Source organism: Candidatus Paceibacterota bacterium (assembly GCA_028714635.1).
Classification (GTDB): domain Bacteria; phylum Patescibacteriota; class Minisyncoccia; order Phycocordibacterales; family JAQTLZ01; genus JAQTLZ01.
In genome coordinates this window covers 1-16,157 of the sequence record JAQTLZ010000003.1, presented here as the reverse complement: position 1 = coordinate 16,157, position 16,157 = coordinate 1, and the positions used below count along the sequence as shown (strand labels likewise).

At 43.0% G+C, this 16,157-nt stretch carries 16 protein-coding genes, 1 tRNA gene and 1 other RNA gene; 13 read left to right on the top strand and 5 right to left on the bottom strand.

Annotated features, from left to right (window positions below; translation table 11 throughout):
- Positions 1-28: 28 nt before the first annotated feature.
- From PHS53_02470 to PHS53_02455, 4 genes are all read left to right on the top strand, one after another.
- Positions 29-388 carry a hypothetical protein gene (locus PHS53_02470; GenBank protein ID MDD5356988.1) on the top strand — a complete coding sequence of 120 codons (360 nt, stop codon included), beginning with the start codon at positions 29-31 and terminating at the stop codon, positions 386-388.
- Positions 389-396: 8 nt separating this feature from the next.
- A complete protein-coding gene (locus PHS53_02465) occupies positions 397-1,542 on the top strand; it encodes a hypothetical protein (protein ID MDD5356987.1) in 1,146 nt (381 codons plus the stop codon).
- Between the two features lie 75 nt (positions 1,543-1,617).
- Positions 1,618-1,884, top strand: coding sequence for a hypothetical protein (locus PHS53_02460; protein MDD5356986.1), 267 nt, complete (start codon positions 1,618-1,620; stop codon positions 1,882-1,884).
- Between the two features lie 94 nt (positions 1,885-1,978).
- Positions 1,979-2,794 (top strand): hypothetical protein, encoded by an 816-nt coding sequence (locus PHS53_02455; GenBank protein MDD5356985.1) that lies wholly within the window; start codon positions 1,979-1,981, stop codon positions 2,792-2,794.
- 43 nt (positions 2,795-2,837) lie between these two features.
- Here PHS53_02455 and PHS53_02450 read toward each other — a convergent pair whose 3' ends face one another.
- The 3 genes from PHS53_02450 to PHS53_02440 are packed head-to-tail and all read right to left on the bottom strand — an operon-like array spanning position 2,838 to position 5,107.
- The gene (locus PHS53_02450; GenBank protein ID MDD5356984.1) at positions 2,838-3,719 is read right to left on the bottom strand and encodes a glycosyltransferase family A protein; all 882 of its coding nucleotides are present in this window, start codon (positions 3,717-3,719) and stop codon (positions 2,838-2,840) included.
- The gene (locus PHS53_02445; GenBank protein ID MDD5356983.1) at positions 3,716-4,669 is read right to left on the bottom strand and encodes a hypothetical protein; all 954 of its coding nucleotides are present in this window, start codon (positions 4,667-4,669) and stop codon (positions 3,716-3,718) included. The genes PHS53_02450 and PHS53_02445 overlap by 4 nt, the downstream gene beginning before the upstream one ends.
- Before the next feature lie 3 nt (positions 4,670-4,672).
- Complete coding sequence (locus PHS53_02440; protein ID MDD5356982.1) at positions 4,673-5,107, bottom strand: S26 family signal peptidase; 435 nt, start codon at positions 5,105-5,107, stop codon at positions 4,673-4,675.
- 106 nt (positions 5,108-5,213) lie between these two features.
- Here PHS53_02440 and PHS53_02435 point away from each other — a divergent pair, with 106 nt between their 5' ends.
- The 4 genes from PHS53_02435 to PHS53_02420 all read left to right on the top strand — a co-directional run bounded on the left by PHS53_02435 (position 5,214) and on the right by PHS53_02420 (position 7,399).
- Positions 5,214-5,768, top strand: coding sequence for a LemA family protein (locus tag PHS53_02435; protein ID MDD5356981.1), 555 nt, complete (start codon positions 5,214-5,216; stop codon positions 5,766-5,768).
- Between the two features lie 8 nt (positions 5,769-5,776).
- A complete protein-coding gene (locus tag PHS53_02430) occupies positions 5,777-6,682 on the top strand; it encodes a TPM domain-containing protein (GenBank protein MDD5356980.1) in 906 nt (301 codons plus the stop codon).
- Between the two features lie 196 nt (positions 6,683-6,878).
- Positions 6,879-6,965 (top strand) — tRNA-Ser (locus PHS53_02425).
- Positions 6,966-7,009: 44 nt separating this feature from the next.
- Positions 7,010-7,399: a hypothetical protein gene (locus PHS53_02420; protein ID MDD5356979.1), complete on the top strand. Its 390-nt coding sequence runs from the start codon at positions 7,010-7,012 to the stop codon at positions 7,397-7,399.
- Between the two features lie 12 nt (positions 7,400-7,411).
- Here PHS53_02420 and PHS53_02415 read toward each other — a convergent pair whose 3' ends face one another.
- A complete protein-coding gene (locus PHS53_02415) occupies positions 7,412-8,158 on the bottom strand; it encodes a fatty acid desaturase CarF family protein (GenBank protein ID MDD5356978.1) in 747 nt (248 codons plus the stop codon).
- A 51-nt stretch (positions 8,159-8,209) separates the two neighbouring features.
- Between PHS53_02415 and idi the strand changes: the two genes are divergently transcribed.
- From idi to lepA, 5 genes are all read left to right on the top strand, one after another.
- Positions 8,210-8,719, top strand: a complete 510-nt coding sequence (idi, locus tag PHS53_02410; GenBank protein ID MDD5356977.1) for an isopentenyl-diphosphate Delta-isomerase — start codon at positions 8,210-8,212, stop codon at positions 8,717-8,719.
- A 24-nt stretch (positions 8,720-8,743) separates the two neighbouring features.
- Positions 8,744-9,083: RNase P RNA component class A (gene rnpB, locus PHS53_02405), an RNA gene on the top strand.
- 109 nt (positions 9,084-9,192) lie between these two features.
- Positions 9,193-11,580 carry a tetratricopeptide repeat protein gene (locus PHS53_02400; GenBank protein ID MDD5356976.1) on the top strand — a complete coding sequence of 796 codons (2,388 nt, stop codon included), beginning with the start codon at positions 9,193-9,195 and terminating at the stop codon, positions 11,578-11,580.
- Positions 11,581-11,616: 36 nt separating this feature from the next.
- Entirely contained in the window at positions 11,617-13,293 is a 1,677-nt protein-coding gene (locus PHS53_02395) for a lipid II flippase MurJ (GenBank protein ID MDD5356975.1), read from the top strand.
- A gap of 40 nt (positions 13,294-13,333) precedes the next feature.
- Entirely contained in the window at positions 13,334-15,121 is a 1,788-nt protein-coding gene (lepA, locus tag PHS53_02390) for a translation elongation factor 4 (protein MDD5356974.1), read from the top strand.
- 235 nt (positions 15,122-15,356) lie between these two features.
- Here the strand turns inward: lepA and PHS53_02385 are convergent, their stop codons facing one another.
- Positions 15,357-15,749 carry a hypothetical protein gene (locus PHS53_02385; GenBank protein MDD5356973.1) on the bottom strand — a complete coding sequence of 131 codons (393 nt, stop codon included), beginning with the start codon at positions 15,747-15,749 and terminating at the stop codon, positions 15,357-15,359.
- Between the last annotated feature and the right edge of the window lie 408 nt (positions 15,750-16,157).

The window sequence follows — 16,157 nt, the reverse complement described above, 5'->3', positions numbered from 1 at the left end:
TTCTCATTATAAACTCATCTTTTTTCTCATGAAAAAATTTTTAAGGATCTCGTTTCTCCTCCGCCTCGGCCTCGCAGCTGCTTTTTTGGCGAACTCCATAACAGCTTTCGGCTCGCCCGATGAGTTTAAAGAGCTTGTTTCAGGTTCTTTCCTTGCGGGAATTTTGCCAGTAAGCGTTGCCTCTTTCGTTGTGTTTATCGGCGTAAGTGATCTTTTGGTAGCAATACTTCTCCTTATTGGCAAAAAGGTTTCTTGGGTTGCTTTCTACGCGAGTCTTTGGATTATTGGAGTCATGTTTGTAGGCGGTATTATGTCAACTGATGCTATCGAGCATATAGCTTTTCTCTGTCTCGCGGTAGCGGTCGCTCTCCACGGAAGAGATGAATAAAAAGAAAAATGAATCAGAAAAATTTAATAGCCAGTATCATCATTTTTGTCGCTCTTCTTTTGGGAGGGTTCGGAGGATATTATCTTTCTCATCGAGGGGCGGTAAGTCCAACTCCAGAGCCAACCGGCGGTACGGATGCTGATACTATAGAAGGAAATACGCTTCCGTCCGCAAATGATGCAAAGTATCTGACCTATGAAAATAAGCAATATGGTTTCTCGCTTCTCTATCCTGCAGTGCTTGCGAGAACTTCGGGAAGCGGCGCGCTTGTGAGTTTTACTGATTCGAACAATATAGAAATCCGCATTCTTAAAATTGCAGATTCGGACGCAGATTATGAGAATACGCTCATAGCCAGCACTTATTACGACGGCAGCGGGGCCAATCCGAAATCTTTTTCTGAATTCAAGCCCGTGACGATAGGTGAAAATACTTTCTATTTCATTAAGACCGGCCTTTTCGAAGGGGTTTTAAGTCTTCACTATTATGCGGTGCGAAAGACTGGAATTTATGATTTTTCGCTAGTCTCGCGCGGAGTTGATTGGACGAATCCGAATTTCAGCGTCGAAGAAGAACAGGGGCATCTCTATTTGAAGCAGATTTTAAGCTCGATTGTGTTTGGTGGGAGCGTGTCTGCAATAACACCTCTGCCGACAAAACCAGCGCTTCTTACAGAGTATCGAAGTGACGAATCAGGATATATCGTAGAATATCCGCAAGATTTTCGAGTCGATGAAAGCGGGAAAAGTCCGGTGACAGGCGATTTTATTCAGGGAATTATTTTCCATTTTCCCACTTCGCTTACTTCTGGCACCAATCTTTCACAGGATAGTTACATAAGCATTGAGACGAAAGGGGAAGTCGCATGCACTCCGGAAGATTTTTTGGGTGATCCTCTTTTGAAACAGCTACCCGATATCAATTCTGGCAGTATTGCGTGGAAAGGAGGAATGGTGGGTGATGCAGGAGCTGGAAACATGTATGTCCAAAATGCCTACGCGACTCTGCATAATACTGTTTGTTATGGCGTGAGACTTTTTCTCCACAGTACTAACGTAGACAACTATCCTTCGGGAACGATCCGGGCATTTGATCGAAGTTTGATTGATGCTTTGTATCAGCAGATGATCGCGTCTTTCAGATGGACCCAATGAGCTCTTACACACAGTTCGCGTGAACTTTACAATTTGGAAAAGAATAGGGTAAAATGAATTACTCAAATATTCCCTATGGAGAAAAGATATACAAAAAATGAGGATATTATTGAAAAGAATAACGAAGACAAGCTTTTGTTGTTCAATATAAACGATGGCAAGATGATGGAGTTGAACAGGGTCGCGAAGTTGCTCTGGCAGAATACCGGGAAATCATTCGGATTTCGTGAATTACAAAAAATCATAGGTGAGAATTGCTACGATATTAAAAATGTAGACGATGATTTAAAGAAATTTGTCGAAGTTGCTCTTAAAAAAGAAATTATTATCTCCAATGACTGATACCAAAGAGAAAATTAAATACGAAAAACCGGAGGTCAAAGACATTTGGGAAGAGGATATTGGCGCCATGGGCATCTATCTTCTAGAAATGTAAATGTCTGCAAAGAGGGAAATTATGATGGGGGCAAGCGGAGGTCTTGGCTACAGGATCTTCAGCTTTGCGCTCGGGTTGCGCCTCAGCCGCTTATTGAAAAGAGAGTTGGTTTTCTCTTGGCTTAATAGTCCCGAGTGCGCGGCAGATTTCGAAGATCTATTTGAGCCATATGAAAACATAAAAATTGTAAATACAAGGATAGATGAGCGCAAAGTCCCCATCTTGAATTACGGCAATGTCGTCTATCCCTCAAGGAAAATACAAAATCTTTTGTACAGAACCTTTTGGAAAAAGAAAGAGCCGGAACTTATCGGCTATATACGAAAATTAAAGCCAAGGAAAGTCTTTCTCGACAAAATAAAGACATTTTCCGAATCCAATTTTGATTCCCATACGGTTAGTATTCATTTGAGAAGGACTGATCTGCCCTCTTGGATCTCCAAAAATATGCCCAGTAATATTGAGGTGATACGAATGCTCCGGGCGTACGCATCAAAAAATCGGGGGACAAAATTTTTCTTAGCTACTGATTCAAAAAAAACAGAAAAGATGTTAGTAGCGGCGCTCGGCGGACGTGTTATAACCTATCCAAAGAATGAGTGGGTAGCTAAACATGACAGCGAAAAGGATTGGGCAAGGAACATTTATCGCTCCAGAGCATCGCTCGAGGACTCTTTAGTTGAATTATATTTATTGTCTAATACAAGAAGATTTTTAAGATTCAATGTGTACTGCGGAAATTTTAATGTTCTCGCTTCTCTTTTAAATCCAAAACAAAAGATCATTACTTTAGACTATAAACGAAAAACTGCCTGAATACTTCCCGGGGATTCATTTTGATCTCTGAACGAAATTGCTTTTATCTTCTAGACGTGTGGGTAGCCGGCTTCGATGTTGTACCTTTGTAGTGCCCCCAAAGCCTTACTCTTTCCAGAAAGAAGAAAGCTATTTTGTCTTTGATGCTTACCCGAAAATTTCTTTTTACTGAACCCATGTATATGTGTGGCACAAAAAGCAGGTCTTTTAGCAATAGATAAAAAGGTTTTCCCAATGGCTTACTGTCCTTCTCTCTGCTCACCATGGTAGTGATTCCATTTCCGTAACAGACATACATTTTATAGATGGCCCGGAGAGTGCGGGGGTGATCATGTTTTACTATAGCTAGTGGAGCCAGAGCGAAACGGTAGCCTTTTCTCACTAATCTCAAAGACATTTCTGCATCTTCGGCATGCCGCAGCGCATCATTGAACCCCCCTTCTTTTTCGAGGATAGAACGTTTGAAGATAGCATTGCACGTTATCAAAATGATGACTGTTTCGCCGAAAGTGCGATGGGAGATCGTACCCGAGTGATCAATATAGCGAGATATAAGATCATTATTTTGTCTCACGACGAAGCCCCCCACTCCCGCAGATTCTGGATTTAAAGAGAGGGCTTTGACGAGCTCTTCCAGCCAATCCTTCTCAGGAATGCAATCATCATCAATGAAAGCCACATAATCAGCAGTAGCATTTTTAATGCCGACATTCCTCGCCATTGCAGGACCTTTATTTTCTTGTCGGATATAATGAAGGCGTAAATCAGACTTCTGTGATCGGATGAAGTTCTCTGTATTGTCCCGAGATCCATCGTCAACCACGATGACCTCAAAGTCCTTATGTGTTTGTGCCTGGAGTCCAGCCAGGCACCTCTCCAAACTCGCCCGGCGGTTGTATGTTGGAAGAATAACATCTACTTTCATGTTTTTGTATTACTTCTTTTCTTTATGCAATCAAGAAGCGATTTCCTCACTTCTTGTTCGTTATGACCGGCATAAAATTCAATCGGTCTAGCTTTTTTCAAGAGTTCTGAATATTTCTCGAAAACTAATTTGGAATTCTCTGCCATATTTTTATCCCAGTTATGCCACGTGGTGATCCGCACTTCTTTTTTGTAGATTCTTATTAGTTTCAAAAGGGCCTGTTCATATGATATATCTACTGCTTTGCTGGTTTCGCTGTTCCAAATATGAAGGAAGATACATATGTCTATTCCTTGATATGTCTTAGTTTCTTCAGAGCGTGATCCCATATCGAGAAATTCTTGTTTTACTTTAAATCGTTTGGCGAAATCTTTGTCCACGGCCGTCTTAAACGTGAAGGGGATCAGTGCATCTCCGTCAATAAGTATGGAATCGTCAGTGATTAATGTAGCGCCCGCACGCAGAAGCCGCATCGCGCAGGAAGACTTGCCGTTGTTTGTATCTCCGGTAAAGATGATGTTTTTATTTTTATAATGGACGGCCGAGGCATGGATATAGGCCATTCTTTTTTCTTCGGCTGATTTGATAAAGCCCCATTTGACCATGGCCCGTACTATCTCATATATCTCTTTTTGCGGTTTTGCATAGTCGACTGTTATCTCTTCGTTGTGGTAATCAACTGAAATTAAGAATTCCTTATCCTTGAGAATAAAAAGAAGATTGCCCAGAGTATACATGAATCTTCCTTTCTCATCGGCAGATGAAAATACAGCCTTCTTTGGTAATGTAAATTTGCGCCTGCCGGGACGTAAAGTGAGGAGACAGTCAAAAGAAGACCCCGGTTCCATTAACTGATAGTATTTTATTTCGTCATGAAGCCACTTGAAAAGTTTGTCTTTCTTGTGAACAATCTTGAATACGACGGAATGAACGCGATAATAGGCTTTCATAATTTACTTTGGTGCTCCAATGAATGGTAAGGGTGGGGGTGCCAAATAGCGGGAAACAAGAGTGAGAAGTAAAAAATGATTTTTTCTCCTTACGTCGCGCAAAGTTTCGTAGATGAGATAATTGAGCAGGAATATATCTAACCCTAGTTTCAAAAACAGACTGACCCTTATGTTCCGATTTTTACCCTCGACTACTCCCAGAATTTTCTCTTTTCTGCATGGGAAATTGATGATCTTGCAGGTGTCACCTCTGGTGAAATAATAATTGCCCACTCGATGGACGAGCCGATGAGCTATCTTCATTCCCAGACGATTTTCAAACACGATAACATCTCCGATTTTGGGGACGGCAAGAGTTTGCAACCACAGTTCCTCTTGCGGTGTAATGCTCGGAAACATATCATTTCCCAAAAGTATTTTTAATTTCGTCAATGACACTTCGCTATTTTAACAGAAAATCAGGGTTTCGCGATAAAGAAACCGGTATGGCAGTTTTCTGGGGGAATGATAGAATTATTCACTATTAGAGGATAATTTTCAAACTATGAAAAAAGGATGGATTATTGCAATTGTTATCGTCGTCATTATTTTGCTCTATGGTTTTGTTTCTTATAATGGCCTTGTTACTGCAAATGAGGGAATCAATAGCCAGTGGGCGAAAGTAGAGACGCAATATCAGAGGCGCTTTGAGCTCATCCCGAATCTTGTTGAATCAGTGAAGGGAATTATGAAGCAGGAGCAGGCTGTGTTTACCGCTATTGCAGACGCTCGTACTCATTATGCAGGAGCACAGACCGTGGATGACAAAGCGAAAGCAGCTGGAGAAGTAGAATCTGCTTTGGGACGGCTTCTCGTGATTACCGAAAATTATCCGGAATTAAAATCTTCCGACACTGTCCAGACGCTTATGGCGGAGCTTGAAGGTACCGAAAATCGAATTTCTGTGGAGCGAACTCGCTACAATGATTTCGTGCAGACCTACAATCTCAAAGTAAAAACATTTCCAACTTCAATTATGGCTAAAATCTTCGGCTTCAGCGAGCATGCATATTTTCAATCCGCAACTGGTGCAGAGACTGCTCCCAAGGTTTCATTCTAACGAAATCTATGTCTAGAAGGTTTCTCGGGCTTATTTCGGTCGCTCTCTTTTCTTTGGCCTTTGTCCATACAGCCTATGCTTTTACCTCGCCCGGGAATCCGACTGGATTTGTAAATGATTTTGCAAATGTGCTCGCTCCCGCCGAGAAAACAGCTCTTGAAACGAAACTGAAAGATTTTGCTATGCAAACCGGAAATGAAGTGAGTGTTGTCATAGTGCAAAATCTTGGCGGAGACGTAATCGAAAATTATGCGGTAGAACTTTTCCAAGCGTGGGGAATTGGGAATAAAGAAAAAGATAACGGCGTACTTTTTCTTGTAGCGATTGACGATAGGGCTGTAAGAATTGAAGTCGGATATGGACTTGAAGGAGATCTTCCGGACGCTACTGCAAATAGAATTATTCAGAAAATCGCTATTCCGTACTTTAAAAACGGAGATTATGTGGGCGGAATTTCAAATTCGGCGGATGCGATTATGAGCGCTTTAGGTGGCAATACCGATGTTATACCAGAAGAATCGGACGCTCAACTGGATTCAAACTTGAATTTAAATTTGAATTTTGTTTTTGTAATCGGGTTTATCGTTGTATCTTGGCTCGGTGCTATCTTGGGCAGATCTAAATCTTGGTGGTTGGGAGGAGTGATCGGGGGTGTTGCTGGAATCATTGTTATTGCATTTTTTGGTTTTCTCTATATCGGACTCATCGCTCTTTCGGCTCTTATTCCGCTCGGGCTTTTGTTTGATTTTATCGCTTCTCGCCAATTTGAAAAAAGCAAAACTACTGGAAGGAGACCGCCATGGTGGATTGGGGGAGGACGTATGGGTGGAGGAGGTTTTGGTGGAAGTGGAGGGGGATTTGGAGGTTTCGGCGGAGGCTCTTCTGGCGGAGGTGGCGCGAGCGGAAGGTGGTAGATAAATAGTTATAAAGTTGTAAAGTAGAAGGTTATAAAGTATAAGAATAAAGAATACGGAGGGGCTCGCATGGTGTTAAACTCTCATTTTATGAGAGTTTAAAGTCGGACTGTGACGACAGGAGACGAGGTCGCGAGATTTTTCAGCAGAAAAATACTTGTGACCTAGTGCAGACTGTATAGATTGTTTTTATTGCGGAGAGATGCCGGAGCGGTCGAACGGGCTACCCTGGAAAGGTAGTATATCCGAAAGGGTATCGAGGGTTCGAATCCCTCTCTCTCCGCAATGGACGTAATTTCGAATTTTTCACTCTCCGTAAATTTAAATATGAATTATAAAGGCACTATTATTGAGGAGAGTTTGGCGAAGAAAGATGTTTTCAAAGACATTAAAATTTTGAGTACAAAAGTTGAGGATGTTGTAGAAAAGCATCAAACTCCGTGGCTGAAACAATGGACTCTTCACAAGGTCGAAATCTCTGAAGATAAGGCAGAAGAAATTACAAAAAAATTAAGCACCTCTTTCGACCAAAGCCACGCAAGCTCTTGGTACGCAGATTTTAAGAATGAAAATAATCACTATATTATTTTCCCCAATAAAGTTTTTTATATAGAGAGAAAAAGTAAGGAACAATACGACGAAGCAACTCAATACGGTATTTTACTAGGAATACCAGAGTATCAGCTTGATTCTTCTTTTCGGCACCTGAAAAGGTAAGTAAGGAGGGTTCTAATTCCCCTTCTCCATAAGCTCTTTAGCAGCTTCAACCCCAATATCATCTGCGCGGGGGATTGCTCCGGTGATACGCGTGATTATTTTTTCAGCATGCCTGAAGAATTGAAACTTGGTAAAAAACGGATTTGTCCAGCCTGTTGTTATCGCATAGCTTTGAGTGAACGGCTCGATGTGGTGAATATGGTGATCTATTTGGGGAAGGAGGATATGCGTTTTCTGCAAGAATCGAATGATTGCGGGGGGATTATCCATATGCGCCCATTTGTGGATTTGGTTGGTTAAAAAAACAAAAACCGAGATAAGAAAGACGAACATGAGTATTGAGTAGGAGATTACTCCAGTGAGCGGAATGAGAAGAACAGCAATGCAGACAGGGATGACGGTCGCTGTGCCGCTGGTGCTCGCTTGGATGAAGCTATGATGAGTGATCGATTTTTCATCTACATGATGTTCGCGGAATGGACGGATGAAAAGCGGGCCGACAAGAAATGTTTTTGAAGAACCCCAAGTATCGAAGGCCCAGTGCATTACTCCCGAAAGAAAATCCGCAACGAGGAGGCTTCCCAAAAAGATTGCGACAAAGGAGAGGAAAGAGAAATATTCTCTATGGAGAAAGAATTTTCCTACTGCTAAAAGGAAAAATATGCAGATGGAAAGGAAGGCAAGAAGACGGAGAATTTGTCTCGTCCTGTCCGTTTTCATCCGTATCTCTTCGATATTCGGTTGTTGGATTTTTGCCATTATGACAATGTTTTTTGTTATTTTCTTTCTACCATATTACAATACTTCCTCATGGAAGAACATATCATACTGGTCAATGAGAAAGACGAGCCCGTGGGAGAGGAAGAGAAGCTTTCTGCACACTTGGCAGGGAAACTCCATCGCTGTTTTTCTATTTTTGTCTTTAACTCTAAAGGCGAGATGCTTCTCCAAAAGCGAGCGAAGGGTAAATACCATTCAGGAGGGCTTTGGACAAATGCTTGTTGCGGTCATCCTCGGCCGGGCGAAGAAACGGAGAAAGCTGCACATCGCCGGCTTAAAGAGGAAATGGGCTTTGATTGTTCGCTCAAGGAAGTTTTTAGTTTTACTTACAAAGCAGACCTAGATCACGGAATTCGAGAACATGAATTTGATCACGTGTTTCTGGGGCATTTCGAGGGGGAAGTGAAAATAAATCCGGAAGAAGCAGAAGATTTCAAATGGATTATACCAGACGCGCTTCGAGCGGATGTAAAGAAAAATCCTGACGCTTATACTTACTGGTTTAGAATTTGTTTCGAGAGAACGCTTTTGCGTGTTTGAGAAAGTTATGATATAATAGCGAAGCCTTTGTATCGGATAGGTGCTGTTTAGGCAACTAAATAGAGGAAAGTCCGAACACAGAGTCCCGCGCAAGCGGGGCAAGAGTAGCGGGTAACGCCCGTCCGGAGCAATCCGCGAGGTGCGAACAGAGACGCCGAGCTTCGGAAGAAGCGAGGCGCCCCGGCCTCCGCAAGGAGGGCGGGGCGAGTTCCGATGGCAACACCGGAAGTGCAACGGCTAAATCCTTACTTCTGTGCAAGGCCGTGCCCTCGCAAGAGGGAGTGCCGCTCGAGGTATGAGGCAACTCGTATCCCAGATAAATACCTATCGATTACAGAATTCGGCTTATAGGTACAAAGCATGAAAAACCCACCTTTATCGGTGGGTTTTTCTCTGTCCCCAGTTGTTACTTTTATATTTCCTTTATATAATAGAGCCATTATCAACTATTTCGTAGCGAGTATCTTACAATTATGATGCCAAATTCACCGAAAGTTTCTGCCTTTCTGGAGAAGGCGCCGGTTTTCCTTCTTCTCGGTCTCACCTTTCTTTTGCCGGTATTTTTCTTACCAGCATCTTTCTCAACATTTCCGTTCAGTAAACATGTTCTCTTAGCAGTTTGTACCCTTCTCGCTTTCATTGCTTGGGCAGTATCTTCACTGCGTCAAGGCAAAATTTCATATACAAAAGATTTCTCTCAAGCTCTTCTGGCACTTGTCCTTCTTGTGACTCTCGTATCTTCTCTCGGATTTGTAAAACAATCGCTTTTTGGCATCGGTCCCGAAATTGACACATTCGGATCTCTCGCGATCTTCTTTATTCTCTTTTTCTTGGCGACAAATGTTTTCTCTACTAAGAAAACGATTTTCAACTTCTATATCGCCCTTTTCGCTTCGTTTCTTTTGGTCGCCCTCTTCCAAGTTCTCCATCTTTTTGGCGGAGCAAGCTTTCTTTCATTCAGTATTTTTGGCGATATAACTTCGAATCTTGTCGGTAAATGGAATGATCTCGGCGTTTTTGCTGGCGCGATAACCCTTCTTTCGGTCTTCTTCCTTGAACTTCTCCCTTCCTCGACATTTTTCAAGCGGGCAGTTGTAGTTGCTCTTGCCCTTTCTCTCGTTATAGTCTTTTTAGTTAATTTTCCTATGCTCTGGGCAGTTTTGGGAATCGCTTCCGCTCTCTTTCTTTTCATCGCCGCCTATATTGATAAACAAAGCACAAAAGGATCAGGAACTGCTTTCCCCGCACCTTCTTCCGAAGATATGCCTGCTTCATTTGGAAAAATGAAGAAAATGGTGCGCTCTTCTCTCCCCTCTGTATTAGTAATCGTGCTTGCTATTCTTTGTATTTTCTTCTCTGATTCAATAGGTAGTATGCTTTCAAATCGTTTTCGTATTCAGAATCTTGAAGTACGACCCTCTCTTCAGGCAACCTATGATCTCGGAGTATCAACTCTTAAAGAAAAACCGATATTTGGTATCGGCCCGAATCGTTTCGTGAACCAGTGGCTTATGTCGAAGCCCGATACGGTGAATACGAGCGTTTTCTGGGACACTGATTTCGTTTACGGTTTTGGATTCGTACTTTCTTCTCTTGTAACGATAGGAATTATCGGCTTTCTCGCTTGGATCGCGTTCCTTGTCTTTTTTGTGAAGAGGGGAATCAAATCTCTCCGCTCTCTTCCTGAAGATCCATTCTTCCGTTACTTCATCCTTTCCTCATTTGTTGTTTCCCTTTATTTCTGGGCGTTAAATGTATTTTACGTCCCAAGCATTACAACATTTGCTTTGAGCTTCCTTTTCAGCGGTCTTTTCCTTGGTTCTCTCTCGAGTGTCGGGCTTGTTGAAAAGAAAGATCTTTCGTTCAGTAATTCTGGCAATTCCACTCTTCTGGTAAAAGTGCTCTGCGTGCTTCTTCTTGTGCTCTCGGTATTTCTCGGTTTTGTGTACGGAAAGAAATTTGTCGCTATGGCAATGTTTCAGCGGGGCGCGTACGCGTTCAACACAACGGGAAATATTGATATCGCAGAAGGGTATATCGTCCGCGCGGCGTCCATTTCGCCAGAGGATATTTACTACCGAGCTCTCGCTGATATTGGGGTTGCCCGATTGAACAGGCTTCTTGCTGTGCAAAATACAAAAGACAAGCTTTCCGATGAAGAGTATAAAAAAGCTTTTGACTCCGCACTTCAAAATACGCTTAATGCCGCTGATAAAGCTCTCCAAGCAAACTCCGGAGATTACAAAAATTGGATTTTGCGCGGAAATATTTACTCTTCCCTCATTCCTCTCAAAATTTCCGGTGCATACGAAACTGCGCGAGCCGCATACACCCAGGCAGTAGCGCTCAATCCAAAAAGTCCCTCGATTCCGCTTCTTCTTGGGCGTCTTGAGCTCGCGAACGGAAATTATGCGAATGCTCTCGATTATGTCGGTAAATCTTTGAACTTGAAGAGGAACTTTATTGATGGCTATGTATTCCGAGGCCAGGCAGAAGTCCAAAAAGGCGATATCGCATCTGCTATTCCTGATTTTGAAAATGCGGCGGTTATTGCGCAAAATAATTCCCAAATATTTTTCCAGCTCGGCGTTCTCTATTACAATGCAAAAAAGTATGATAATGCAATAGGAGTTTTGGAGCGAGCGGTCATCATTGATCCTTCGTACGCAAACGCCAGATACTTTTTGGGCCTTAGCTATGACAAGGTAGGCAGAGTAGACGATGCTATTACTCAAATCACTGAAATCCAAAAGACGAATCCTGATAATCAGGATGTGGTGACCCTTCTCAAGAATTTGAAAGCAGAAAAATCTCCCGCACCAGCTGCGAAAACCACACCATCGCCTACGCCAAAGAAATAATTTATTACAGCTCGTCCGAACTGGCCTTAAGAAAGAATGGTAAAGAATATCTTACGATTTATTCATCGCGAAATTACGGGCCTGCATCAGGCGGCATATCTTCTGGGGATTTTCGCTTTTCTCTCTCAAGTCTTGGCGCTCTTTCGTGACCGCTTGTTTGCCTATTCTTTCGGCGCGAGCCACAGTCTCGATCTCTATTACGTCTCTTTCCGTATTCCCGACTTTATTTTCGCTTCCGTTGCCTCGGTTGTTTCTATTTCTGTCATCATCCCTTTTCTTGTTGAAAGAATGCAAAGGGGGGAAGCAGAGGGGAAAAAATTTATTGATGCTGTATTTTCGGCTTTCTTCATCTTCATTGTTTCGATAAGCGTTATCGTATATGCCCTTATTCCGTATTTTATTCACATTTTTTTCCCGAGTTTCGATGGCGCCGATACTGCGAAACTCATTACGATGACCCGCATTGTGCTTCTTTCCCCGATTTTTCTCGGTATTTCCAATTTCTTCGCAAGCATCACCCAAGTCCACAAAAGATTTTTCCTTTACGCTATAAGCCCCCTTTTCTACAACATTGGCATTATTCTCGGGGTTATTTTTCTCTATCCCATGTTCGGACTTCTTGGACTTTCTTATGGTGTGGTTTTGGGTGCATTTCTCCATATGGCAATTCAGATTCCCTTTTTGATTGAGCATAAATTATTTCCAAGACTCTCACTTCGGGTTCATTTTCAATCGATCAAAGAAGTAGCGCTTCTCTCAATTCCTCGGACGCTCACGGCCTCCTCAAACGAAATTGCTGAATTTTTCCTTATCTCCCTTGCGTCATTTATGTCTGCTGGTTCGGTTTCTATTTTTAACTTCTCATTTAATCTCCAATCTGTTCCGCTCTCGATTATCGGCGTTTCCTACTCGCTTGCCGCTTTTCCCGCTCTTACCCGTTCCTTCTCAGCGGGGAACCATAGCGAGTTTCTCGACCAGATGATAACTTCCGCCAAGCATATTATTTTTTGGTCTATTCCCGTCGCCGTTTTGTTTATTGTCCTTCGCGCGCAAATCGTCCGAGTTATTTTGGGAACTGGGCGTTTTGACTGGAACGATACTCGTCTTACCGCCGCAAGCCTTGCTCTATTTGCTTTTTCCACCATTTCGCAAAGCCTCATGCTTCTTTTTGTTCGCTCATATTATGCGCGCGGGAAGACTATTAAACCCCTCATTATCAATGTTTTGAGTGCGGGCAGTGTCGTGTTATTTGGATATTTGCTTTCTCAATTTTTCCTTCAAGAATCGCTCGCGAAGCATTTTATTGAAGTTTTGCTTCGTGTCGACGGTCTATCTGGGACATCTGTCCTTGTTTTACCGCTTGCGTTCTCAATCGGAATCACCATCAACATGATCATTCACTGGATCGATTTCCAGTTTGATTTCCCGGCATTTACAAAACCCGTTTTTCAAACTCTTTTCCAAAGCCTTTCAGCTTCGGTCATTATGGGAGCGGTTTCTTATTTTTGTCTTAATATATTCAGCAATTTTTTCTCTTTGAACACCCTTTCCGGAGTTTTTCTTCAAGGATTTCTGGCGGGAATTATCGGTCTTGTAGTTTGTGTGGCCGTCTTAAAACTTCTTGGGAGTATCGAGCTTCAAGAGGTGTGGGACACGTTCCATAGAAAATTCTGGAAGACAAAAGAGATCGTGATTGAAGAGACCTCTGTTTAAAAAGCTGGAAAATTCTCGATTTTCTGCTAGTATTCACGGAATGGATCTGAAACACATACGCAATTTCTCAATTATTGCCCACATTGACCACGGGAAATCGACGCTTGCCGACCGGCTTTTGGAAATTACGGGCACCATAGAAAAGCGCAAAATGCAGGATCAGGTGCTTGATTCGATGGAGCTTGAACGCGAGCGGGGAATTACCATTAAGATGCAGCCTGTGCGGATGGAATATTCTCTCGGTGGAGAAAAGTATATTTTAAATCTCATTGATACCCCTGGGCATATTGATTTTTCGTATGAAGTTTCTCGTGCACTCAAAGCAGTTGAAGGCTCGCTTCTTCTTGTTGATTCGACACAGGGCGTTCAAGCGCAGACCTTAACTACGCTTTCCATGGCGCGTGAATCAGGGCTTACTATTATTCCTGTCATTACAAAAGTAGATTCTCCGCTCGCAAGAATTCCGGAAGTAAAAAAGGAACTGGCGACGCTTCTCGGAGTTTCAGAAGATTCAGTGATTGAAGTTTCCGGTCGAACGGGACAGGGGACAGATAATCTACTTGCAGAAATTGTAAAGAGAATTCCACCACCAAAAGAAGAATTTGCTGGGGATAACTGCCGAGCCCTTGTTTTTGATTTTCAATACGATAATCATCGAGGAGTTATCGTCTATGTCCGAGTGATGGATGGAAGTGTTTCGAAACAATCTTCTCTTATTTTCCGTGCTGCAAACGAGCGATTTATCGCACTAGAAGTAGGAATATTCAGCCCTGAAGAGGAACCTCGAGAATCGCTTTCTGCAGGGGAAATCGGCTATATAGTGACTGGAATCAAGAAGCCGGGCATCGCCTCTGTAGGAGACACTATAGCCCTCGAAAAGAGGCCTTTACCGGCTCTGCCTGGCTATTTCACTCCGAAACCAGTTGTTTGGGCGTCTATTTACCCCGAAAGCCAGGATGATTTTGACCAGCTTCGCCAGGCGCTTTCTCGGCTTCGACTTTCCGATTCTTCGTTCTCACATGAAGAGGAATCTTCGGGTTCGCTTGGGCGCGGGTTTCGATGCGGATTTTTGGGAATGCTTCACCTGGAAATTATTACGGAGAGGCTTCGACGAGAGTTCCAACTCGAACTTGTGGTGACACTTCCCTCGATTACGTACGAAGTGACGCTCAAAAATGGAAAAACAGAAATGATTTATTCGCCCTCATTTTTTCCTGATGATGGTAATGTAATAAAAGTGCGAGAGCCTTGGGTGAATCTCCGTATCATTACTCCTTCAACATATTTAGGCCCGCTTATGCAGATTCTTTTTGAACACGAAGCTGAAGTGGGGGATACCGAGACATTCGGAGAAGGCAGAAGTTCGATCGGGGTAAAAATGCCGCTTCGCGAACTCATGCGAAACTTTTTTGATGAAGTAAAAAGCGTTTCTTCCGGCTACGCTTCGCTTTCCTATGAAATTGAAGGCTACCGAGATGCGGATGTCACTCGGCTTGATATTTTAGTTGCGGATGAACCGGTGATCGCCTTCACTCGTGTTGTCTCTCACAGGCGTGTCGAAGAAGAAGCGGAAAAATCGGTTGAAAAACTCTCCTCAATTCTTCCGAGACAGATGTTTACGTTGAAAATCCAAGGTAAAGCGATGGGGAGAATTATCGCCTCGCGCACTCTTTCAGGAATGAAAAAAGATGTTACCCAGCATATGTACGGCGGAGACATTACTCGAAAGATGAAGCTTCGCGAAAAACAGAAGAAAGGAAAAAAGAAAATGAAAGCACGCGGGAGCGTGGATATTTCACACGAGGTGTTCCTGAAGATGATGAAGTGATCACTCGGAACAGTTTTTGAGAAACCCGGAAAAACCGCCAGCGGCGGTTTTTCCTTGTGCTGGGCGCCGGCTGCTTTGTGGTATAGTTTTTGCCCGAAGCAAAAATTACACCACAAAGACCATGCCAGCCCGGCGTGCGCGGGTTTCTAAAAACTATTCCTCGCTTACGTGGCAAAAAATAAAAGTGCCGGAGAAAGTTAATTCTCCGGGCACAGGCTGGCTATGTATTTTAGCCTCAATCCCAAATGTATTCGGTCCGAACCACTTCACCGGGTTTAAAAAGTCCGCTGACGGCGCAATGTACGATGATGATCTCTGGACCATCGTTGATGGGAAGGGCGATGAATTTCAGACCTTCGCAAAGACAAAGACAAAAGTGAAAAGCAACCCCAAGACGTCCAGCATAGCCAGTTGGTTCTGAGAGGCCATAGCTCCTGTGTTTATTCGACAAGAGGTGGGACTTGAGATGGTTGGAGAAACTCAGCACCACTCCTTCAAAGGGTCTGCCTTCGGTAAGTTGTTTGTCAATCCTCTCCTGGAGATCGTCAGCATATCCCGGTCTATAATTCGGAACTTCAAGAATTATAGCCTCCACTGCGTTTGATCCAACCGTTATCCTTTGTGGCATGGTACCCCCTTCGGCCTTTTGGCTCTCAAAATTCCCCTGGTTTCTGTTCACAAAACTAACCTCTTTTTAGCAAAGAAAATGTCTTTTGTCGAACTATTTAGCGGAAGAATGGCAACGAGTAGAGTGCCACCATGCTTACGATGACGAGGAGTCCTAAAACTGACCAAATGGTCATGATTACTTTTCGGTGTTTTTTGTGCAAAAGCATACGAGATAGTATATAGTATTAAGAGCTTGTTCACAATCTAAACGGGGAATCTGACATCAAAATATCTCCCTTGCCGGCCATAATCTTATAATTTTGGCTGCAAATCGCGAATTTCTCGTCAGCGTATCTCGATATGCTTCCTTAAAATTCGACGATTTTCGCACAAAATTTTAAGATTCTTGCTCGGCATTAGATTGTTC